The 22,194-nt window shown below is 59.6% G+C and carries 21 protein-coding genes and 1 pseudogene; 11 read left to right on the plus strand and 11 right to left on the minus strand.

Features of this window, described 5'->3' with window-relative positions:
- The first annotated feature begins 55 nt into the window (after positions 1-55).
- From mreC to rodA, 4 genes are read left to right on the plus strand one after another with little or no spacing between them, the layout of a single operon-like run.
- The gene (gene mreC, locus MED193_RS09485; protein ID WP_009809487.1) at positions 56-1,015 is read left to right on the plus strand and encodes a rod shape-determining protein MreC; all 960 of its coding nucleotides are present in this window, start codon (positions 56-58) and stop codon (positions 1,013-1,015) included.
- A complete protein-coding gene (locus tag MED193_RS09490; protein ID WP_039966074.1) occupies positions 1,008-1,547 on the plus strand; it encodes a hypothetical protein in 540 nt (179 codons plus the stop codon). The genes mreC and MED193_RS09490 overlap by 8 nt, the downstream gene beginning before the upstream one ends.
- Positions 1,544-3,490, plus strand: a complete 1,947-nt coding sequence (gene mrdA, locus MED193_RS09495; RefSeq protein WP_009809489.1) for a penicillin-binding protein 2 — start codon at positions 1,544-1,546, stop codon at positions 3,488-3,490. The genes MED193_RS09490 and mrdA overlap by 4 nt, the downstream gene beginning before the upstream one ends.
- Complete coding sequence (rodA, locus tag MED193_RS09500) at positions 3,487-4,626, plus strand: rod shape-determining protein RodA (protein WP_009809490.1); 1,140 nt, start codon at positions 3,487-3,489, stop codon at positions 4,624-4,626. The genes mrdA and rodA overlap by 4 nt, the downstream gene beginning before the upstream one ends.
- On the opposite strand, the gene MED193_RS09505 is transcribed toward rodA, so the two are convergent.
- Positions 4,623-5,483, minus strand: a complete 861-nt coding sequence (locus MED193_RS09505) for a LysR family transcriptional regulator (protein ID WP_009809491.1) — start codon at positions 5,481-5,483, stop codon at positions 4,623-4,625. The genes rodA and MED193_RS09505 overlap by 4 nt on opposite strands.
- Positions 5,484-5,575: 92 nt before the next feature.
- Here MED193_RS09505 and MED193_RS09510 point away from each other — a divergent pair, with 92 nt between their 5' ends.
- On the plus strand, positions 5,576-5,986 hold the full coding sequence (locus MED193_RS09510; RefSeq protein WP_009809492.1) for a VOC family protein: 411 nt from the start codon (positions 5,576-5,578) through the stop codon (positions 5,984-5,986).
- A complete protein-coding gene (locus tag MED193_RS09515) occupies positions 5,983-6,909 on the plus strand; it encodes a glyoxylate/hydroxypyruvate reductase A (protein ID WP_009809493.1) in 927 nt (308 codons plus the stop codon). The genes MED193_RS09510 and MED193_RS09515 overlap by 4 nt, the downstream gene beginning before the upstream one ends.
- A gap of 97 nt (positions 6,910-7,006) precedes the next feature.
- Here the strand turns inward: MED193_RS09515 and MED193_RS09520 are convergent, their stop codons facing one another.
- The 6 genes from MED193_RS09520 to MED193_RS09545 all read right to left on the minus strand — a co-directional run bounded on the left by MED193_RS09520 (position 7,007) and on the right by MED193_RS09545 (position 13,986).
- The gene (locus MED193_RS09520) at positions 7,007-9,022 is read right to left on the minus strand and encodes a M3 family metallopeptidase (protein ID WP_009809494.1); all 2,016 of its coding nucleotides are present in this window, start codon (positions 9,020-9,022) and stop codon (positions 7,007-7,009) included.
- Positions 9,023-9,278: 256 nt separating this feature from the next.
- Positions 9,279-10,325 carry a HesA/MoeB/ThiF family protein gene (locus MED193_RS09525; RefSeq protein WP_009809496.1) on the minus strand — a complete coding sequence of 349 codons (1,047 nt, stop codon included), beginning with the start codon at positions 10,323-10,325 and terminating at the stop codon, positions 9,279-9,281.
- A complete protein-coding gene (dut, locus tag MED193_RS09530; RefSeq protein ID WP_039966076.1) occupies positions 10,325-10,780 on the minus strand; it encodes a dUTP diphosphatase in 456 nt (151 codons plus the stop codon). The genes MED193_RS09525 and dut overlap by 1 nt, the downstream gene beginning before the upstream one ends.
- 91 nt (positions 10,781-10,871) lie before the next feature.
- On the minus strand, positions 10,872-12,086 hold the full coding sequence (coaBC, locus tag MED193_RS09535; RefSeq protein ID WP_009809498.1) for a bifunctional phosphopantothenoylcysteine decarboxylase/phosphopantothenate--cysteine ligase CoaBC: 1,215 nt from the start codon (positions 12,084-12,086) through the stop codon (positions 10,872-10,874).
- A 122-nt stretch (positions 12,087-12,208) separates the two neighbouring features.
- The gene (locus MED193_RS09540) at positions 12,209-13,003 is read right to left on the minus strand and encodes a ChaN family lipoprotein (protein WP_254655445.1); all 795 of its coding nucleotides are present in this window, start codon (positions 13,001-13,003) and stop codon (positions 12,209-12,211) included.
- A 104-nt stretch (positions 13,004-13,107) separates the two neighbouring features.
- Positions 13,108-13,986, minus strand: coding sequence for an RNA polymerase factor sigma-32 (locus MED193_RS09545; protein WP_009809500.1), 879 nt, complete (start codon positions 13,984-13,986; stop codon positions 13,108-13,110).
- A 268-nt stretch (positions 13,987-14,254) separates the two neighbouring features.
- Between MED193_RS09545 and cobU the strand changes: the two genes are divergently transcribed.
- From cobU to MED193_RS09565, 4 genes are all read left to right on the plus strand, one after another.
- A complete protein-coding gene (gene cobU, locus MED193_RS09550; RefSeq protein WP_039966078.1) occupies positions 14,255-14,773 on the plus strand; it encodes a bifunctional adenosylcobinamide kinase/adenosylcobinamide-phosphate guanylyltransferase in 519 nt (172 codons plus the stop codon).
- Positions 14,770-15,351 carry a histidine phosphatase family protein gene (locus MED193_RS09555; protein WP_009809502.1) on the plus strand — a complete coding sequence of 194 codons (582 nt, stop codon included), beginning with the start codon at positions 14,770-14,772 and terminating at the stop codon, positions 15,349-15,351. The genes cobU and MED193_RS09555 overlap by 4 nt, the downstream gene beginning before the upstream one ends.
- Before the next feature lie 81 nt (positions 15,352-15,432).
- Complete coding sequence (locus MED193_RS09560) at positions 15,433-16,116, plus strand: glutathione S-transferase (protein WP_009809503.1); 684 nt, start codon at positions 15,433-15,435, stop codon at positions 16,114-16,116.
- A gap of 171 nt (positions 16,117-16,287) precedes the next feature.
- The gene (locus MED193_RS09565) at positions 16,288-17,802 is read left to right on the plus strand and encodes a YifB family Mg chelatase-like AAA ATPase (RefSeq protein ID WP_009809504.1); all 1,515 of its coding nucleotides are present in this window, start codon (positions 16,288-16,290) and stop codon (positions 17,800-17,802) included.
- Here the strand turns inward: MED193_RS09565 and MED193_RS09570 are convergent.
- The 4 genes and pseudogenes from MED193_RS09570 to rsmI form a co-directional block, all read right to left on the minus strand.
- Positions 17,772-18,683: an alpha/beta hydrolase gene (locus MED193_RS09570; protein WP_009809505.1), complete on the minus strand. Its 912-nt coding sequence runs from the start codon at positions 18,681-18,683 to the stop codon at positions 17,772-17,774. The genes MED193_RS09565 and MED193_RS09570 overlap by 31 nt on opposite strands.
- Positions 18,680-19,615 (minus strand): glutathione synthase, encoded by a 936-nt coding sequence (gene gshB, locus MED193_RS09575; RefSeq protein ID WP_009809506.1) that lies wholly within the window; start codon positions 19,613-19,615, stop codon positions 18,680-18,682. The genes MED193_RS09570 and gshB overlap by 4 nt, the downstream gene beginning before the upstream one ends.
- 84 nt (positions 19,616-19,699) lie before the next feature.
- Positions 19,700-20,074, minus strand: coding sequence for a YraN family protein (locus MED193_RS09580; protein ID WP_009809507.1), 375 nt, complete (start codon positions 20,072-20,074; stop codon positions 19,700-19,702).
- A 1-nt stretch (position 20,075) separates the two neighbouring features.
- Positions 20,076-20,934: pseudogene (gene rsmI / locus MED193_RS09585) on the minus strand (16S rRNA (cytidine(1402)-2'-O)-methyltransferase).
- 86 nt (positions 20,935-21,020) lie between these two features.
- Here rsmI and MED193_RS09590 point away from each other — a divergent pair.
- The gene (locus MED193_RS09590; protein ID WP_009809510.1) at positions 21,021-22,193 is read left to right on the plus strand and encodes a penicillin-binding protein activator; all 1,173 of its coding nucleotides are present in this window, start codon (positions 21,021-21,023) and stop codon (positions 22,191-22,193) included.
- Position 22,194: the final 1 nt, after the last annotated feature.

Below are 22,194 nucleotides of genomic sequence, written 5' to 3' on the forward strand. Positions count from 1 at the left end.
CAGGGCCGCCCAGCCTTTGCAAAGGCGGCTTTGACTGGCGTCGGAAAGGAGCCCCTTGGCCAAAGACCGCTCCCAGCGCGAAGACTATACAACGCCACTGCGCCGCCTTCTGGTGGTCGTGGCCTGTATTTGTTTGGCTGCGCTGTTTCTGGTCTGGCGGATCGACAGCCCCCGGGTGGAACGCTTCCGCGCCCAATTGATCGACGCGGTGGTTCCCAATATGGACTGGGCCATGGTGCCCGTGACTGGCGTGGTCAACCTGTTTCGCGACTTCCAAAGTTACCAACGCCTGGCCGAGCAAAACCGCGAGCTGCGGTCCGAGCTGCGCCAGATGCGCGCGTGGAAAGAGGCTGCGCTGCAGCTGGAACAGGAAAACGCCCGGTTGCTGGACCTGAACAACGTGCGGCTTGATCCAAAACTCACATTTATTACCGGCGTGGTCATGGCTGACAGCGGATCGCCGTTTCGCCAGTCGGTGATTTTGAACGTCGGCGCCCGCGACGGTATTCAGGATGGCTGGGCCACCATGGATGGCATCGGCCTGGTTGGGCGGATTTCCGGCACTGGCCGCAATACGGCACGGGTGGTGTTGCTGACAGATGCTGCCAGTGCGGTTCCCGTGACCATCCAACCCTCAGGCCAGACGGCGCTGGTCACCGGCGACAACAGCACGGCGCCGCTGCTCACATTTTTGGAGAACGCGGATCTGGTGCGCCCCGGCGACCGGGTCATTACCTCTGGCGATGGCGATGTCTTTCCTGCAGGGCTGCTGGTGGGCCAAGCCACCCAAGACCGCAGTGGCCGCATGCGTGTGCGCCTATCTGCCGATTACGAGCGCCTGGAGTTCCTGCGAGTGCTGCGCCACCACGGCACCCAGGCGATCCATGACCCGGGCGGGCTTATCGTCCCGGCCCCAGGTGCCACGACCCCGAGATCGCGCCCTGGGAACCTGGAACTAGGCAGCCCGGACAATTCCCCCCAGAACACAGGCGCCGATGGAGCTGGAAATGGCTGAGGTCACCCCCGGCAAGATTCAGCTCATGCGGGCAAGTTTTGCGGCGCTGGCCTTTGCAACCATCTTCTTTCATCTGCTGCCACTGGATACCCAAGCCCGCAGTTGGGCGCCACCAGATCTGATCATGTGCCTGGCAATGGCCTGGTCGCTGCGCCGTCCTGACTATGTGCCGGTCTCCCTTATCATCCTCGTTATGTTGATGGCAGACCTGTTATTTCACCGTCCCCCAGGTTTGCTCACACTGCTGGTGGTCCTTGGTTGCGAATTCCTGCGGTCGCGCGCGCAACCACAGCACGAAATGACCTTTGCGGCGGAATGGCTCTCCGTTACCTTGGTGATCACTGCAATCACGATAGTGAACCGCCTGACGCTCTCCATCTTTGGCATTCCGCGGGCCCCGTTGAGCTTGTCTGGAATTGAAATGTTTGCCACAATTGCCACCTATCCTTTGGTGGTCCTGTTCAGCCAAGGCCTGTTGGGCGTGCGCAAACTCTCTGCCGCCGAAGCTGAAATTCTGGAAGCCCGAAAATGAGACGCTCTCCAAAAGATCAAGAAGCAGCCCACCGCAAGCTGAGCCGCCGCGCGCTGTTGCTAGGCGGATTGCAACTGGGCTTTGTCGGCGCATTGGCCGCTCGGATGCGCTATTTGCAGATTGACCAAGCAGATCAGTTCCGTCTGTTGGCCGAAGAGAACCGTATTAATATCCGCCTGCTGGCCCCAGAGCGAGGAGAGATCTTTGACCGCAATGGGCGTACTTTGGCGCATAACTCCCCCTCCTACCGGATTATCATCGTGCCAGAAGATGCGGGGGATGTGGAACAGGTGATTGCCAAGCTCTCTGAGCTGATCGACCTTCCGCCTGAAGACATCGAACGTGCCCGCACCGAAATACGTCGTGGCCGTCCTTTTCTACCGATCACCCTCGCAGATCAGTTGAATTGGGAGGATATCTCCAAAGTGGCGGTGAACGCCCCAGCCCTGCCCGGCATCACACCCGAAGTTGGCCTGACCCGGATCTATCCGCAGCTGGACGATTTTGCCCATGTGGTGGGCTATGTCGGCCCAGTGTCAGACTATGATCTCAGCAAGCTGGACGCGCCGGATCCGATCCTGCGCATTCCGCGCTTTCAGATCGGTAAAGTAGGGTTCGAGGCCAAGCGCGAAGATATCCTGCGTGGCACCGCCGGGGCCAAACGGATCGAGGTCAATGCTGGCGGTCGGGTGATGCGCGAGTTGGATCGTAAGGAAGGCCAGGCCGGCGCTGACATGCAGCTGACCGTCGACGCTGCTTTGCAAAACTACGCACAGGCACGACTGGGCTCAGAAAGTGCCGCGGTGGTGGTGATGGACTGCGAAAACGGCGATCTGCGTGCCATTGCCTCAGCCCCGAGTTTTGACCCCAACCAATTTGTGCGCGGCATCTCGGTGGCGGATTACCGGATGCTGACCGACGACCCCTATCGCCCGCTGGCCAACAAAACCGTGCAGGGCACCTATCCGCCCGGTTCCACCTTCAAAATGGTGGTTTCGCTGGCGGCGCTGGAAGAGGATTTGGTCGGACCGGAAGATACCGTATATTGCCCGGGTCACATGGAAGTCTCTGGCCGCAAGTTCCACTGCTGGAAACGCGGCGGCCACGGCCATGTCGATCTCAACACCGCGCTGAAACAATCCTGCGACGTCTATTATTACGATCTGGCCATCAAAGTCGGAATCGACAAGATTTCCGCCATGGCAAAACGCCTGGGACTGGGAACACGCCATGACCTGCCAATGTCTGCGGTTGCCAGCGGCTTGGCGCCGAACCGGGAATGGAAGTCACGGGTCAAAGGCCAGGATTGGCTGGTGGGCGATACCGTCAATGCTTCGATTGGTCAGGGCTTTATGCTGGCCTCACCGCTGCAATTGGCGGTGATGACGGCAAGACTGGCCACCGGACGCGCGCTTTCCCCCCGGCTTATCAAGTCGATTGACGGGGTAGAACAACCCTCTGGCGCAGGGGACAGCCTGGGGCTGAACGAAAACCACCTGCGCATGGTGCGCCGGGGCATGTATTCGGTCAGCAATGACCGTCGCGGAACGGGCTATCGCTCGCGCATTATCGCCGATGGTATGCGTATGGCGGGCAAGAGCGGTACCAGCCAGGTGCGCAACATCACCGCCGCTGAACGCGCCGCAGGGGTGATCAGCAACAAGGACCTGCCATGGGAACGCCGTGACCATGCGCTCTACGTCTGCTTTGCCCCTTATGACGACCCCAAATTCGCGGTCTCTGTGATCGTCGAACATGGCGGAGGCGGCTCGACAGCAGCGGCTCCAATTGCCCGCGATGTGATGTTGCAGGCGCTCTATGATGGCACGCCCCCGCTGGAGGCCTACCCCAAGGGTGACCGCCAGCGTATCAAGGCCCAACAGGAACGGCTCGAGCGCGAACGGATCAAACGCGCCGAAAACCCGGACAGTGACCGCGCATGAGCTATCTTGAGTATAATGCAAAATCGACCCCCACAGGCCTGCGCAAAATTCTCTATCTCAACTGGCCGCTGACGCTATTGCTGGCCTCCGTTGCAGGGGTTGGCTTCTTGATGCTTTACTCGGTTGCGGGCGGATCCTTTTCCCCCTGGGCCGAGCCCCAGTTCAAACGTTTCCTGCTGGGTATGGGCGTGATGTTGGTGGTGGCGCTGATCCCAATTTGGTTCTGGCGCAACATATCGATTCTGGCCTATCTCACCTCCGTTGTCTTGCTCTTGGCAGTTGAGTTCTTTGGTACCGTTGGTATGGGGGCACAGCGATGGATCGATCTGGGTTTTATGCGATTGCAGCCGTCGGAGCTGATGAAGATCACCTCAGTGATGTTACTTGCTGCCTATTATGATTGGCTGCCGCCTGAACGCAGCTCGCGCCCAACCTGGGTCTTGATCCCAGTGCTGATGATCCTGGTTCCAACCGTTCTGGTCTTGCGCCATCCTGATCTCGGCACCTCAATCCTGCTGATGGCGGCCGGCGGCGGTGAGATGTTTTTGGCGGGGGTTCACTGGGCCTATTTTGCCGCTGTGATCGCAGCAGGGCTTGGGCTGGTCGCTGCCGTTTTTAAAAGCCGAGGCAACAGCTGGCAGTTGCTGGAGAACTATCAGTATCGCCGTATTGATACCTTTCTGGACCCCTCTCAAGACCCGCTTGGGGCGGGTTATCACATCACCCAGTCAAAAATTGCGTTGGGCTCCGGCGGCTGGTCGGGACGCGGGTATATGCAGGGCACACAATCACGGCTGAATTTCCTGCCAGAAAAACACACTGACTTCATCTTCACCACTCTGGCCGAGGAGTTTGGTTTTATCGGCGGGCTCACACTGCTCACGCTCTATGTGTTGATTATCGTGTTCTGCGTCGCCACGGCATTGGCCGCCAAGGATCGCTTTTCTTCCCTGGTGAGCCTCGGTGTTGCCATTACCTTCTTTTTGTTCTTTGCCGTGAATATGTCGATGGTTATGGGGCTGGCCCCGGTGGTCGGCGTGCCGCTGCCATTGGTCTCTTATGGGGGATCTGCAATGCTGGTGCTGCTGGCGGCCTTTGGCCTGGTGCAAAGCGCTAATATTCACCGTCCGCGCTAGTCCTTGCCCCTGGTGGGCAAGCGGCTCCCCTGCAAAATCTCCTGCAACAATTTGAAAACAGGCCGCCCCCGGTCCCGGCTCCAGCTCAACAGGCCAAGGTCGCGGTAAAGCCCGGCAATAGGCACAAAGCGCGCATTTGGGGCATAGCGATCAAGTGAGCTCCACCTGGGCAGCACTGACCGGCCCAAACCGTCCTGCACCAGCATCGCAATGCTCTCCAGCGCGTCCATCTCCGCCATAATTCTTGGGCTTTTTTCCTGCGCTACCAAGGCCTGCCAGCAGGCAGCGCCGCCCCAGGCCTCGCGACTGTAAAGTATAACCGGCAGTCCCTCATCAGCCCCAGCTTTGGGCAATAGCCACCCAATCTCCTGCCGTAAAACGGGCGTAAACTGCATGGTCTTAGGTAGCATAAACCCAGGCTGCACCATTATCGCCGCATCGAGGTTCCCGGCTTCAAACTCGGCGAATAATGCACTTGACGCCCCGGGTATCAATTTCAGCTCTACCTGTGGCGCCGCCTGCCGTAGCCCCGCGACCAAATCCTTGGCGTGATCGCCAATCACAGTGGAAATGGCCCCCAACCGCAATTCCCCCTGCAAGCCATCCGCCTGCAACAGCCCCCTTAGCGCCGCCTCATCGGATAACAGCTGCCGCAACCCAGGCAACAGGGTCCGACAGTCCGGCGTTGGCTGCATCACCCGCCCAGCGCGCACCAAAAGCCGCACTCCCAACAGGGCCTCCAATGCCGCAATCCGCTGTGCCACAGCCGAAGGCGTAATGCCAGCAACCCGGGCTGCTGCCGCCAATGATCCCTCATCGATGACCGAAAGCAAACTAGAGACAAATCTTAGATCCATGAGAAAAACTTATGTCTGAACACAGTAAAGCAAGCTAGGGCTTTCTTTCATCTTCGCGTAGATCAAGGCGAACGCAATCAGGAGCCCCAGACATGAGCATTTTTCACCTCGCCTACCATGTAGATGACCTCGACAAGGCCCGCGCCTTTTACGGCGGCCTCTTGGGCTGCACCGAGGGGCGCAGCACAGAGACCTGGGTCGATTTCAACTTCTTTGGTCACCAGATTTCGCTGCACTTGGGGCCGGTCTTTGCCACAAGCAACACCGGCAAGGTCGGCGACCATATGGTCCCCATGCCCCATCTTGGCGTCATCCTGCCGCAGGACGACTGGCAAACGCTGGCGGATCGCCTCACCGCTGCTGGGCTTGACTTCACCCTGGCACCGGTGACACGTTTTGCCGATGAGCCCGGTGAGCAAAGCACCATGTTCTTCCATGACCCCGCCGGTAACCCGATTGAAATCAAAGGCTTCAAAGACATGGCCGGAGTATTCGCCACATGATCAAGGTTCAGTTTGCCGCCCGCCCGGAACGCTGGGAAACCTACCAGACGCCGCTCAGAGCCGCCTTTGCAAAGGCAGGGATACAGGTAGATCTGCGCCAGGACCACCCGGCGGCAGAGGTTGACTATGTGATCTACGCCCCCAATTCTGAGCTACAGGATTTCACCCCCTACACCTCTTGCAAGGCTGTCCTCAGCCTCTGGGCCGGGGTTGAGAAAATCACCGGAAACACGACCCTTACACAACCGCTCTGCCGGATGGTGGACCCGGGCCTGACGGCGGGTATGGTGGAATGGGTCACAGGCCATGTGTTGCGCTATCATTTGGACATCGACCGCAGCCTTGCAACCCAGGACCGCTGGGATCCAGTAGTGCCGCCTCTGGCACAGGAGCGACCTGTCACCGTGCTCGGTCTCGGTGCACTCGGTGCTGCCTGTGCCACAGCCCTGGCCCAGCTGGGCTTTCCAGTCACCGGCTGGTCACGCTCCGCCAAATCTCTTGCCACAGTCACCTGCGCGCATGGCCGTGATGGGTTGCAGCACGCCCTGCAACAGGCCCAGATACTGGTCCTATTGCTGCCGGACACACCAGCAACAGAAAACACCCTAAATGCTGAAACCCTGGCTATGATGCCCAAAGGCGCACGCATCATAAATCCAGGTCGCGGCCCCCTGATTGACGACACAGCCCTGTTAAACGCCCTCAACACACAACAGATCGCTCATGCTACCCTGGATGTCTTTCGCCAGGAACCCTTGCCGCAGGAACACCCGTTTTGGGACCACCCGCAGGTCACGGTTACGCCTCACATCGCCGCCGAAACTCGCCCACTGACAGCCGCACAAATGATCGCCAAAAACATTCAACGCAGCGAGACGGGCTTGCCCTTGCTAAATCAAGTCAACCGGGATCTGGGATACTAGAACCGGGCCCCCAGCCTCGTTATCACCTTTCCAAAAATATTCCGGGGGAGGTCGCAGACCGGGGGCAGAGCCCCCGCCCCGGCTTACAGACAGAACCTTACTCAGCCGCCAATCCACGCCCTTTCAGCAGGGCCTCCACCCCAGGGAGCCGCCCCCGAAACGCGCAATAGAGCTCTGCAGGATCCACGGATCCGCCCGTTGATAGGATGTAACGCTCCAAGGCAGCGGCGCGCTCAGGATCAAAGGCACCACCTGCCTCCTCAAAGGCGGCAAAAGCATCCGCATCCATAACCTCTGACCACATGTAGCTGTAATAGCCCGAAGAATAGCCATCTCCAGAAAAGACATGGGCAAACTGCGGCGTGGCATGGCGCATTTTGATGGCAGAGGGCATGCCGATCTGCGCTAGAACCTCCGCCTGTTTGGCCATTACATCCTCAGGGGCCTCCCCCTCGTGGAAAGCCAGATCAACCAGTGCCGAGGCCACATATTCAACGGTCTGGAACCCCATATCAAAGGTCGAAGCCCCAAGCACCTTGCGCAACAACTCCGGCGGCATCGGCGCGCCAGTTTCGGCATGGGTGGCAAATTCGCTCAGGATCTCGGGCACTTCCAGCCAATGTTCATAGAGTTGGCTGGGCAGTTCCACAAAATCACGCGCCACCGAGGTGCCGGAAATACTCTCGTAACTCACATTCGACAACATCTGGTGCAACGCATGGCCAAACTCGTGGAACAGGGTGCGGGCATCGTCCCAGGACAACAGCGCAGGTGCACCTTTAGCAAAGTTACAGACATTGATAACAATGGGGCTGGTTGGTTTGGGGAAATTAGCCTGCGCCCGCATGGCCGAGCACCAAGCACCTGACCGTTTCGAGCCACGGGCGAAATAGTCACCAATAAAGACAGCCAGATGCTTGCCCTCTCGCGTGACCTCCCAGGCGCGGCAATCCTCATGATAAAGTGGCACTTCAAGGGGCGTGAAGTCCAAGCCGAACAGACGGTTGGCGCAGGCAAAGCTGGCCTCGATCATGCGATCCAACTGCAGATAGGGCTTCAGCTCTGCTTCATCGAGATCATGTTCTACCTTGCGGCGCTTTTCTGCATAGTAGCGCCAATCCCAAGGCTCCAAATCGCCGTTGATGCCGTCCTCATGCATCATCTGCGCCAGTATGTCGGCATCGGCATTTGCCCGGTCCACGGCAGGCTGCCAAACATCCATCAACAGGCCCCGCACAGCCGCGGGGGTCTTGGCCATTTCGGTTTCCAGCTTGTAGTCAGCAAAGCTGTCATAGCCCAAGAGCGCCGCCCGTTCGGCACGCAGGGAAAGGATCTCCGCGGCGATGGCGCGATTGTCCGTCTCCCCTCCGTTGGCGCCACGGGCTGTGAAGGCTGAAAATGCCTTTTGGCGCAGATCCCGGCGGGGGGAGAATTGCAGAAATGGCGTAATGATCGAGCGTGACAGGGTCACAACGGGGCCAGCAGTACCTTTCTCCTGCCCAGCGGCTTGTGCGGCATCAACCACAAAACCGGGCAAGCCCTCAAGGTCCTCCTCGCTCAGCTCCATGTACCAGTCCCGCTCATCTGCCAAAAGGTTCTGGGTGAATTCGGTGCCCAGTGTGGCCAGCCGCCCCTTGATCTCCTGCATACGGGTGTCAGCCTCACCTTCCAGCGCCGCGCCCCCGCGCAGAAAGCCGCGATGTGTCAGCATCAAGACCCGCTGTTGCTCAGCCGTGAGGTCCAGCCTGTCACGCTGATCCCAAACCTGTTTAATCCGGGCATAAAGCGCCTTATTCGCTGTAATGCTGGAAAAATGCGCTGCCAGTTTTGGAGAGAACTGCCGCTGCAGCGCCTCCCTTTCTGGATTGCTGTCTGCGCCAGCCACCGCGAAAAACACCGACAAGACCTGCTCCAAGGCCGGGACTGGTGTCTCCAGTGCCTCGATCACATTGGCAAATGTTGCCGGGGCCGGGTTCTCTGCGATTTCGCCTATTCTTGCCTGATGCTCTGCCAGTGCCTGATCCAGCGCAGGGGCAAAATCACTGTCCTTGATCTGGTCAAACGGGGCAATTTCAAAAGCGGTGTCCCAATGGGCCAAGAGGGGATTTGTCATGGAAGCGTTCTCCTTTGAGGAAAGGGTAGCGATGATGCGCAGCAGGGGCAATCAAGCAGCGGCTCGGGCAACATTTCAGGGCAAGAATCAGCGCAGAACTGCAGCCAAAGGTGGGGCTCCCGCCAGCACCGGCTGCATCCAAGATGCCGCCTGACTGTTGGGCCCAGCCGCGCGCTGAGCGCGCGCGGCGCCAGCACCCAGGCGCACCGTTGTGGTGTACTCAGGCGCTGGAGAAGAGGCAGGCACGAAACCGGGATCAGCCTGCGCCACAGACTGGGCAATCCGCACGTTGGGTGAGCCGGATCTTGCGGCTTTCACCATAAAGCGCGTCATAGATTAGCATCTCCCCCTGCAGGGTGGCGCCGGCGCCGGTCAGCGCCTTAATCGCCTCAACCGCCATCATTGCACCAACAACTCCTGGCAGCGGGCCAACAACCCCGGCCTCGGAACAGGAGGGCGCAAGCCCCGCCGCTGGAGCCTCAGGGAAGATACACTGATAGCAGGGGCTGCCGGATTTGGGGTGAAACAGGCTCAGCTGGCCTTCCCACTGCGACAAGGCACCAGAGATCAGTGGCTTGCCCAGTTTCACCGCGGTAGCATTGACCAGATAACGGGTCTCGAAATTATCGGTTCCATCCAGGATCAGGTCAAAATCGGCAAACAGGTCTTCGGCAATCTCCGCCGTCAGGCGGCGGTTGAAGGAGCGCACCTCAACATAGGGGTTTTGCGCCCGCATGGCGGCCTCGGCAGAGAACACTTTGGGCATGCCAATGTCCTGATCGCGGTGGATCACCTGCCGCTGCAGGTTGGCGTTTTCAACCACGTCGTCGTCAATCACACCGATGGTGCCGACACCGGCAGCAGCCAGATACTGCAGGGCGGGTGCTCCCAGCCCCCCGGCGCCGATCACCAGCACCTTAGCCTGTTTCAACTTCTTCTGGCCCGGCCCGCCCAGCTCTCGCAATACGATATGACGGGCATAGCGGTTTAACTCAGTGTCTGAAAACAGGGAGGGGGTCTGTGACATAGGACGAGGACTGCCTTTCAATTGCGCGCGCAGCTTAAGCTGGGAGATAATCCAGCCGTAGCCCGCAGCCAAGGCACCAAGACCGCCAAGCAGCAGCCAAGGGGCGGGTGATCCTCCGGTGGCCTCGCGCAGAGCATGGCCCTCGGGCAGGATCAATTGCAAAATCAAGACTGCCAGAAACAACAGCCCCAACAGAACCAAACGCAGAGGCCGCGGTAAATGGATGAAGCGACCACCCCACCAGATCAGCGCTGCGAGAAACAGTATCCTGAACATCAGCCAACCCCAGTGGAGCCAAAACCGCCACTGCCACGCTCGGTCTCCGACAGCGCCCCAACCAGGGTGAATTGCGCCTGCAGCACCGGAGCGACCACCATCTGGGCAATCCGATCGCCATGTTTTATGGTAAAATCAGCTTCTCCGGCATTCATCACAATCACCCCGAGCGGGCCGCGATAATCGCTGTCGATGGTGCCAGGACTGTTGGGCAGGGTAATCCCGTGTTTCAATGCAAGCCCTGAACGCGGACGGATCTGCACCTCATAGCCCTGGGGAATGTCCAGTCGCAGCCCCGTCGGCACCAGGGCACGCGCACCGGGCACCAGTGTCAGACTGCTCCGATCCGGCAGATTGGCGCGAAGGTCTGCTCCGGCAGCTCCGGCAGTTTCATAGGCTGGCAGGGGCAGGCTTGGATCCGCGCCTGCGTCATGGATCATCTTGATCTCAACCATTCGTGCCTCATTCATTGGTCTGGAAGTTTTGGGGAAGTCTTACATGGGCCTTCTGGGCATGGACGGGGCTGGTAGAACGCCCCCCTCAGTCTCAGTGCGCCCCCTTCAAAGCTGTTGCAATGCGCGCCGCAAGCCGGGTCGCAACCTCTGCTTTGCCCATTCGTGGCCATTCTTCTGCGCCTTGATCCGAAATCAAGATCACGGCATTCTCCTGCCCGCCCATAATGCCCGTCGCTGGCGAAACATCGTTTGCCACGATCCAGTCACAGCCCTTGCGCAGACGTTTGGCCGTGGCGTTTTCCACCACCTCATTGGTCTCAGCCGCAAATCCAACCACCAGGGGGGGGCGGCCCTCAGTCATCCGGGACACCGTTTTCAGAATATCCGGGTTTTCGGCAAACTCCAGAACGGGCAGCCCATCTTTTGATTTCTTCAACTTACGATCAGAGGCACTGGCAACACGCCAGTCGGCAACCGCCGCGGCAAAGACACCTGCGTCCACCGGCAGCGCGGCCTGAACCGCCGCCTCCATCTCAAGCGCACTTTGCACCGCTACGACCTCGACCCCATCGGGGGGAGGAACCTCTGCCGGGCCGGTGACAAACACCACCTCCGCCCCCTGGTCGCGCAGCGCACGAGCCAGCGCGGTGCCCTGCGCCCCGGACGAACGATTGGCGATATATCGAACCGGGTCTATGGGCTCATGTGTCGGGCCAGAGGTGACCAGAATACGCCGCCCGGCCAGGCGACCTGCCTCTGCCTGTTGGCTCAGCTCTGCCGAAATGGCGGCCAGGATCTCTGCCGGTTCTGCCAGACGACCTGGACCAAATTCACCACAGGCCATACCCCCTTCATTGGGGCCAACAAAACCCACGCCATCCCCGCGCAGCGTTTTGATATTGCGCTGGGTCGCGGGGTGCTCCCACATGCGCACATTCATCGCCGGCGCCAGCAGCACCTTTGTGTCCGTAGCCAATAGCAGGGTTGAGGCCAGGTCATTGGCCAGCCCCTGCGCCATCTTAGCCATCAAATCAGCCGTAGCCGGGGCCACAACCACCAGATCCGCGCTGCGTGACAACTGGATATGCCCCATTTCCGCCTCAGATGTCAGGTCAAACAGATCCTGGTGTACCGCTTCGCCTGCCAGAGCAGAAACGGACAATGGCGTCACAAACTCTTCTCCCGCACGGGTCAGGACCGGCGTAACCGAGGCGCCTTGATCCTGCAGGCGCCGGATCAGTTCCAGCGACTTATAGGCGGCGATGCCCCCCCCAATGATCAGAAGAATTTTCTTTCCTGCCAGCATCTCGCCTGCCCTTTGTTTGCCACGGGCTTAGCCACAAGCCCCCGGCAACACTAGCTCTTGATCCGCAAAGAGTGAAACGGTTTTGCTCTGTCCCGGTGACCGCCAAAGCAGAGGGCAAAACCCTAATCGGGTTTGGCAAAGGCCAGGCAGGGATCGGGGCGCTCAATGGCAGGGGCTGAAATCACCACATCAAAAGCCCCCTGGCTGACTTCACCTTCCATCTGCCCAAGTGCAAGAATGACGGTTTCCGGCATAGCGCGTTGCAAATAAACCGAGAGCCCGCGGTCCAGCCGGGCGTGTCCATTGCCGGTGATCACCACAACTGGCCCCCCGGTCTGCAACAAAGCCCGTTCTGCAGCGGCCGCCAGACTGGCATCTCGCAACCGCTGCACATCCACCAGCATTGGCAGCACATGTTCCGGCAGTGCATCGCAGTGATTGGCCATCTGCTCTGCCTCGCGATCTTTCTGTTCGGCCTCCGGCAAGGGGGTATCCAGCCCAAACCGTGACGCCTCAGCCCCAAAATGGATGGCGACACCCGCTTTCAACGCCGCCCGCGTCAGCGAACGTGGCACTTGGGCCCCAAAATGGGTCAGCGCCCGCCCGGCGGAGAAAACCGGTGCATAAAGAGAGAACTCCGGCCAGCCTGAGGCCTTCCACTCCAAGATGCCAGCTGTTTCGCCTGAGTCTTGCAGGATCTGTGGCGTCAGCCGTTCGGCCTGTTCCTGAGTAATCATCTCCCAAACCAGAGCCTTGGGCCGTAGTATCGTGACCAATTCGGCCTGCACCTGATGATGATGCGCATTGTCATGCACCTCCCCCAGGATGATCACATCCGCCACGGACAGGATCTCTGCCGCCTCTGCCACAGATTGCGCCTGTGGCGGCGCACCTAGGCTATCAGCCCTGGATTTCACCGCATTTCCCGTCGCCAGCACAGCGACCGCACAGAAGAGAACAAGAGGTCTCTTCAGTACACATGCTGCGCTCAAAAAATATCCGACTAAAAGACTTTGTTTTTTCATAAAAGCAGCTTGTGCACTTCTCGTGAGCGGGTATCAAGCGTTTTTCTCATTTTCTGAAAGGCACCAGCCTCCAGCTGGCGCACCCGTTCTTTTGACAGGCTCAACTCGCGCCCAAGAGCTTCAAGCGTACGCGGAGGGTTGCTGAGTTTCCGCGCCACGACAATTCTTTGTTCCCGCCCGCTCAGGCCTTGCATCGCCTCAACCAGCCACTTACGCAGCTTGCGGTGATCATGGCTGCGCTCTACCAATTCAGCCGCCTGAGCGCTGTCATCTTCCAGAATCTCAATCCACTCCTGCCCTTCTGCCTCGGTTGATCGCGCCGCATTCAGTGAAAAATCCGCCCCCGATAACCGGCCATCCATCATTTCGACGTCACGGATCGGCACCCCAATCTCTGAGGCGATTTGTTGATGCAATTGGTGTTTGTCCAACCGCTGCCCCTGGGCGTTCGCCTGCCGTTCCAACTGGGTCTGCACCCGGCGCATGTTAAAAAACAAAGATTTTTGTGAGGAGGTCGAACCCGTGCGCACCATGGACCAGTTGCGCATCACATAGTCCTGCACCGAAGCCTTGATCCACCAGATCGCATAGGTCGAGAACCGGACCCCCCGGTCGGGATCAAATTTATCCGCCGCCTTCATTAACCCCAGCCCAGCTTCCTGAATGAGATCATTCATCGGCGCGCCATACCGTTTGAACTTCACCGCCATTGAAATCGCCAGGCGCATATAGGCATTGGTGAGCCTGTGCAGCGCCTCTACATCGCGATGATCGCGCCAGGCATAGGCCAGCCTTTTTTCTGTTTCCGCATCCAGCATCTCTGCCTTCATCGCCGTTTTGGGCAATGGGTTCTCTGTGCTATGGTCCAGCGTCATTGGTCCCCCCGAGATCAGATCATCTTGAAAACGAGACACTCCGGCAGCGCGATAGTTTTGAAGCTAAACCGAGCCGGCTGTCCAACCCCCGCAGCGCGATGCCACGGCACAGTTTCGAGAAATTTCCCATCTGATCCGAGATCAGAACCTGGGCCGCCACGCAGATTGGCGGGCCAGCAATGCGGACGAGCGCTGCTTCACCCTTGTTTTGGGTCTTTGCAGCAGGTACGCACAAAAGCGAAACCGTTCACTTTCAAAGGTAAAGAACTTGTCGGCATCTGTCACATTCATTCTAGGCGGCGCCGCTTCCGGAAAGTCGAAATTTGCAGAAGATTTGTGTTTTAAATCTTCAAAGCCAAAGTCTTACCTCGCCACATCACAAGTATTTGATAGTGAAATGAAAGAGAAGGTCGCTGCCCATTTACGACAGCGCGGGCCCGATTGGACAACCTATGAGGAGCCTTTGAAGGCCGCTGCGCTGCTGTCTCAGTTACCGCAAGACCAGATCTGTCTGCTGGACTGCGCCACCATGTGGCTAACCAACCACCTACTCGCCGAACATGATCTGGCCACCGCCCAGGCGGAGCTGATTGAGGCGATAAGCGCCTGTCCAGCAGAGCTGGTGATCGTTTCCAATGAAGTTGGTCTTGGCATTGTGCCCGAAAACGCCCTGGCGCGGCGCTTCCGCGAGGCTCAAGGGCGGCTCAACATTGCACTGGCCGCCAGCGCCGATACTGTGGTCCAGGTCACCGCGGGACTGCCGCTGGTATTGAAAGGTCAGTTATGAACACTCGCCTGTTTCTTGTCCGCCATGGCCCCACCCATGCCAAGACCATGGTTGGCTGGTCCGACCTGCCCGCTGACCTGTCGGACATTGCAGCGCTCGCACGGCTAGAGGCTGCCTTGCCACCTGAGGCTCTGGTGGTTTCCTCGGATTTGATCCGCGCGGTGGATACCGCCACGGCGGTCCAAGGCAACCGCCAACGCTTGCCCCATATGCCCGCCCTGCGCGAGATCCATTTTGGCGATTGGGAACTACGCAGTTGGAAAGAGATCGACGCCGAAGACCCCACTCGCATCCGCGCCTATTGGGAGACCCCCGGCGACACAAGGCCGCCGGGCGGTGAAAGCTGGAATGAGGTCTGCGCCCGCGTTAACGATGCAATCGACAGCCTGCTCGACGCGCATGCCGGGCGTGATCTGGTGATTGTTGGCCACTTTGGCCAGATCCTAACCCAGATTCAACGGGCCGAAGGGCTGAGCGCAGAGGCGGCCTTTTCGCACCGTATTGACAACCTGTCACTCACTGAGCTCTTCTATGGACCAGAGGGCTGGCGCAGCGGTACGCTCAATCAGCTGATCTAAACAAAAATCATCAATATATGTGATAGGGTTCTGAACAAATATTCGATTTATGAATGATATTTGTTCTGCTAGCCTATCACCATGGCTTATGAACTTTATATTGGTGATCGCATGTATTCCAGTTGGTCGTTGCGCGGCTGGCTCATGCTCGAAAAATTTGCAATCCCGCACAGCATCCATCTGGTGGGCCTTTATTCTGGAACTATGGCGCAGGACATGGCTCATCTGGCGCCAGCGCGTCTGGTCCCAACGCTAAAGACAGATCAGGGGCTCGTAATAGGGGAAAGCCTCGCCATGGGCGAGACCCTAGCAGAGGACTTCCCCACCGCTGGACTATGGCCCAAGGCCCCGGCCCAACGCGCTACGGCGCGCTGGCTAGTGGCAGAAATGGTCGGTGGGTTCTCGGCGCTGCGGGGCGACTGCCCAATGCAGCTTTCCCACGTATGGCAGGGCTTTGCCCCCTCAAAGGCGGTGCTGGCCGATCTCGCCCGGATCGAAACACTGTTTGCCCATGCCCGCAATATTTCTGGCGCTAAAGAGGGCTATCTCTTTGGCGAATACTCGCTCGCAGAAGTCTTCTACACCCCCGTCGCTGCGCGGATCATTGGCTATGACCTGCCAGTTTCTGCAGCAACCCGCGCCTATTGCATGATGCTGTTGTCAGACCCGGCAGTTCTGAACTGGCAGGCCCAGGCGCGTGAAGTCACCTATGATCCTGAACCCTACCTGCAAGATCTAGAGCGCGCCCCCTGGCCTATCGGCTAAGGCAACTCCCCAGCCCCAACAGCCTTGTGCCAAGATCCTGTCCATAGACGGCAACGGCGCAAGGCCTGCGGAAATTTAGCGCAAAAAATACGGTGATCAGCAGAGTATCTGCTGACTCCAATACCACGGTGCCTATGGTTTTTCCTTGTGAGTTCAAGGAAGTGGAGAGCCATGATCAGCCGGGCAAATACAGTGGCCTTCCACGGCATTGAGGCACGTCAAGTCGAGGTTCAATGCTCTCTGGTGGCAGGTTTGCCTGCCTTTGCCATTGTTGGCCTACCGGACAAGGCCGTGTCAGAAGCACGCGAACGGGTCAGAGCCGCCTTTGCCTCTATGTCGATTGCCCTGCCAGCCAAGCGGATCACCGTCAATCTCTCGCCAGCGGATCTCCCCAAGGAAGGCAGCCATTTTGACCTGCCCATTGCACTGGCCTTGCTCGCGGCGATTGGGCTCATCCCAGCGGATGCGGTGGGGCAGATTGTCGCCCTGGGAGAGCTATCGCTCGATGGGATACTAATGCCTGTCACCGGCGCCCTGCCCGCCGCAATGACAGCCGCAGCCACAGACCGGCACCTGATATGCCCGAAGGCCTCCGCGGCTGAGGCCGCCTGGGCAGGGGATGCCTTAGTCATTGGCGCGTCCAGCCTGACGGAGGTAGTGCGCCATTTTACCGGTGAGATGCCCCTCGCCCCGGCCCGCCCCGGTGAGATGCGCGGCGACCCTGTTCAACGGGACCTGCGCGATGTTAAGGGCCAGGAACAGGCCAAACGTGCCCTGGAGATCGCCGCCGCCGGACGCCATCACCTGCTCCTTGTCGGCCCGCCCGGTTCCGGAAAGTCCATGCTCGCGGCCCGGCTGCCCTCTATTCTGCCGCCACTCACCCCTGCAGAGGCGCTGGAAACCGCGATGATCCACTCCCTCTGCGGCCTCATTGAGGAAGGCGGCATCAATCGCAACCGCCCCTTTCGCGAGCCCCATCACACCGCTTCGATGGCAGCCATCGTTGGTGGTGGCAGGCGGGCGCAACCCGGTGAGATCAGCCTGGCGCACAATGGCGTGTTGTTTCTGGATGAGCTGCCAGAATTCAACCGCGCGGTGCTCGAAACCCTGCGCCAGCCGCTGGAGGCCGGCGAGGTGATGATTGCCCGCGCCAATGCTCATATCCGCTACCCCAGCCGGTTTATGCTGGTGGCAGCGGCCAATCCCTGCAGATGTGGCTACCTTGCCGATGCCGCCCGCGCCTGTGCGCGTGCTCCGGGCTGCGGGGAGGACTATCTGGGGCGCATATCCGGCCCGATGCTGGACCGGTTTGACCTGCGTATCGAAGTACCACCTGTCGCCTATAAGGATCTGGATCTGCCCGCAACAAAGGAAGGCTCTGCGGAGGTGGCGCAGCGGGTCGCAATCGCCCGCGAGATCCAGACCGCGCGCTATGTCGATCTACCGGAGGTCTGGCAAAATGCCGACGCCGAAGGCGCGGTGCTTGAGCAGGCCACCGCATTGACAACTGAAGGCCGGGAATTGTTGCAGCGCGCTGCTGAACAATTCGGCCTCTCTGCGCGCGGCTATCACCGGGTGATGCGCGTTGCACGTACCATTGCCGACCTCAACGGTTCAGAATACGTGCACAAACCTCATGTCGCCGAAGCAATCAGCTACAGAGTCCCCGTACTCGTCCCGGCCTGATCCTCGATCCAGGCAGCCAGGGTGTTAAGCGTCGCGCGCGCCTCGGGCAGCATGTTGTGGAACAGGGGCCAAACGTGCGGCAAATCAACTTCTTCGACATAGGTAACGTCAACGCCCTGTGCTTGCATCCGCTCTACGATACGGCGACTGTCATCCAACAAAATTTCCGTATCACCTGCTGTCACCCAGACTGGTGGCCCGCCTGTGAAGTCGGCGAACAAGGGGCTGACCGACGGGTTGTTCGGGTCCTCCCCGTTCAGATACATCTGTACCATCTCCTGCGCCCGTTCGGCAGGCAGAACGACTTCAGCTTCAGCGTTCTCACGAATACTCATGCCGGAGAAAGTCAGGTCCGTGAGCGGAGAAAACGCAAAAACAGCCTCTGGGAGCGGCTCGCCCCTGGCCAACAAATGGCCAAGCAACGCAAGCGCAAGCCCGCCACCGGCGCTGTCGCCACCAATGATCACCTGACCGCCCTGCTCCCGACAGGCACGATAGGCCGCGAGCGCGTGATCAAACGCCGCTGGAAACGGATGTTCCGGTGCCAATGGGTAGCGCGGCAAAACTGCCCCTACGCCGGCGCGCTTGGCAAGGGAGGAAACCATGGCAGCATGGGTCTGGGGCGACCCAAAAACATATCCTCCCCCGTGAAAGTACAAGAGCGTCACCTGCGGCTCGGGGCCTTTTCGCGGTGATATCCAAACGGCCTCACGTCCTGCCAACGCGCCAGGCTGCAGACGCTTCGACAACGGCCCATGAAACAGCAGGCGCGCCTTGGTTTCGATGCTCCGGCGCAGGGCCTCTGGCCCCTTCGCATTCTTCAAGAACCGCTTTTCAGTCAGGCGCAGATAGGTGTTCAGCAATGGGCGCAGAACGCTCATCCAGGCTTAGCCTCGATTGCCATCCAGATCTTTTCAGCGATATTCACCCCGTCAAACCGCTCCAGCTCTTGAATACCGGTGGGCGAGGTCACGTTGATTTCGGTCAGGTAGTCGCCGATCACGTCGATGCCGACAAAGATCTGGCCCTTTTCCTTCAGCAAAGGCCCGATGGCGGCGCAGATCTCCAGATCGCGCTCCGTCAGGCCGACCTTTTCAGGGCGTCCGCCAACATGCATGTTCGAGCGAGTCTCGCCCGCTGCGGGCACCCGGTTGATGGCCCCGACAGGTTCGCCATCCACCAAGATCACCCGCTTGTCGCCATTGCTCACATCCGGCAGGAACTTCTGCACGATCAGTGGCTCGCGGCTGAAACCGGTGAACAGCTCATGCAGGGAGGTCAGGTTACGGTCATTGGCGTCCAGCCGGAACACCCCGGCGCCACCATTGCCATAAAGCGGTTTGAGGATGATATCACCGTGGCGCGCCTTAAACGCCTTGATGGTGTCCAGATCGCGCGCAATAGCCGTGGGTGGGGTCAGGTCGGGGAAGTCCAGAACCAGCAATTTTTCCGGATAGTTACGCACCCAGAACGGGTCGTTCACCACCAGGCAGTCATCCTTCAACCGGTCCAGCAGATGGGTGGAGGTGATGTAATGCATATCAAAGGGCGGATCCTGACGCAGCCAGATCACATCAAAATCGGCCAGATCAACTTCGCGCATCTCCCCCAGGATGGCCGGGGTTCCCGCCACCCGCTGGACGGTCATGTCCTGGCCACGCGCAGTGATGCGTCCCTCCTGATAGGCCAGCTGATCGGGCAGGTAGAAAAACAGCTCATGGCCGCGCGCCTGCGCTTCTTCTGCCAGGCGAAAGCTGCTGTCAGCGTTGATGTCCACACCCATGATCGGGTCCATCTGGAAGGCAATTTTCATGGCAGGTTCCCTTTTGCTTTGGCAATAGATGGCGCAGGCAGCAGTCAGGTTCAATATGCCTTGTTCAAATTGCCGTGGTCAGAGCTAGCCCTGACCATAGGCGTTCTCGATAATCTCGACCTCGCCTGTGCCAAAAACCAGCACCACATCTATACGCGCCTCGCTCAAAGCCCCCTCGGGTTGCTGCTCCAGAAACAGGGCGGCAGAGGCCTGAACCCGGCCCATTTGACGCGGGTTGATCCGCGCAATTGCCGCCTCATAGCTGGGGCCGGTCTTGACCTCGGCAAAGACCAGCAGCGTACCTTTGCGCAGGATCAGGTCGATCTCTCCGGCTGCCCCGCGCCAGCGCTGCTCCACCAGCTCATAGCCCTGCGCCGCATAAGCCCGCGCCGCCTGCTCCTCAGCCGCGGCCCCCGCAAGATGCGCGCGCAACCCGGTTGAGGCATGGGGCTTGGCCATTTCAGCCCTCTTTCGCCAGCTTCAGCGCCATCTGGTAGACTTTGCGGCGCGGCATTTCATGGGCCTCCGAGACGATTGCGGCAGCATCTTTGACCGAGTTGTCAATCAGCGCAGCGCGCAGATCGCTCTCAATATCTCCATCACTTGCTGCCACTTCTGAGACGCGATCCACCAGAACGACGATCTCGCCTTTCACCGGGTTCTCTTCCAGACTGGTGGCCAGCTCAGACAGCGGCAGGCGGCGGACCTCTTCGAATTTCTTAGTCAGCTCACGGCAGAGCGCCGCCGGGCGATTGCCCAACACTGCGGCCATATCGGCCACCGAGGCGGCAATCCGTTTGGGGGATTCGTAAAAGGGCCAGGGTGCCGGGAATCGCCGCGACCTCTTCCAGCCGTTTGCGCCGTGCACCGCTCGCATTGGGCAAAAAACCCGCAAAAAAGAACGCATCCGTTGGCAACCCAGCCAGCGCCAGCGCCGTGGTCACCGCCGTGGCACCGGGCGCAGAGGTCACCAGATACCCAGCTTCAGAAGCGGCTTTGGACAAGCCATAGCCGGGATCCGCGATCAATGGCATCCCTGCCTCGGAAGCATAGGCAACAGATTTCCCAGCCTCCAAGGCTGAGAGCAATTTGCCGCGCGCACCCACTCCGCTATGGTCATGATAAGCAATCACCTGCCGCTCGCCCAGCGGAACGCCGTGGATTTCCATCAGGCGACGCAGCGACCGAGTGTCTTCGGCGGCAATGAGATCTGCCGAGGCCAGCACATCCAGCGCCCGCAGCGTGATGTCGCGCGCCGTGCCCAGAGGTGTTGCCACAAAATACAGTCCGGGCAACAAATTGACGATCTGATGATTCACGCTGGACCCGCCTTTTTGGTCGTTTATGATTGCCCCAGAACCAACACGGCGCACAAGCGCCGGACAAGGGGAGTTACAAGTCCATTATGTTTGCTGTTTTCAAGCGGGCCCGCAAGGCAACTTTGTCTGCCGTCGCCGCGATTTCCACATTTGCACTGGCCGCCTGTGATCCGATCGCGATTGGTGGTGGGCCCACAATCAATACATCGAAACCGGTTCCTGTGGCGCTGCTGGTGCCGCGCGGCTCAGCGCAGTCTGGCGATAGCGTGCTGGCGCAAAGCCTGGAAAACGCCGCCCGTCTTGCCATTGCGGATTTGCAGGGTGTGCAGATTGATCTTCGCATTTATGACACCGCCGGGGATCCCACTCGCGCCGCTGCAGCCGCAACGGAAGCGGTAAATGCGGGCGCGCGGATCATTCTAGGGCCGGTATATGCCGAAGCAGCCAATGCCGCAGGCATCGCAGCCGCCCAAAAGGGCGTCAATGTGCTGGCCTTTTCCAACACCACCTCGATTGCAGGCGGCAACGTCTTCATTCTGGGGCCAACCTACGATAACACGGCCCGCCGCCTGACTGCCTATGCCAAGTCCCAGGGCAAGAACAACATCCTGATCGCGGGTGGTAACAATTCGTCTGGTCTGGCCGGACAGACCGCAATTCGCAACGCTGCGGCCCAATCCGGTGTAAACATCACCGGCAGCATTGGGTATGAGCTGTCGCAAAAAGGTGTGATCAACGCTATCCCGCAAATTCGATCCGCCACAGGCGGCGGTGGCGCAGACGCGCTCTTCCTCACAGCCACCACGGCCGGAGCCCTACCACTGCTGACCCAATTGCTGCCCGAAGCTGGCGTCAAACCCGAAGACGTGCAGTATATCGGCCTCACGCGCTGGGACGTTCCCGCGCAGACCCTTGCATTGCCCGGCGTTCAGGGCAGCTGGTTTGCGATGCCGGACCCAGGCAAGGCCCGTGGTTTCCGCGACCGCTATGAAGCCACCTACGGCAGCGCGCCACATTCCATTGGCGGGTTGGCCTATGATGGGATTGCCGCAATTGGCGCTCTGGTCGGCGCCGGGAAATCGGATGCTCTGACAGCCGCCGCACTGACCCAGGGTGCGGGCTTCCAAGGCACTGGTGGCATCTTCCGCCTGCGCCCCGATGGCACCAATGACCGTGGTTTGGCCATCGCAACCATTCAAGAACAGAAGGTAGTCATAATTGACGCAGCCCCCAGCAGCTTTGGCGGCGCAGGACTCTGAT

Source organism: Roseobacter sp. MED193 (assembly GCF_000152965.1).
GTDB lineage: Bacteria > Pseudomonadota > Alphaproteobacteria > Rhodobacterales > Rhodobacteraceae > Pseudophaeobacter.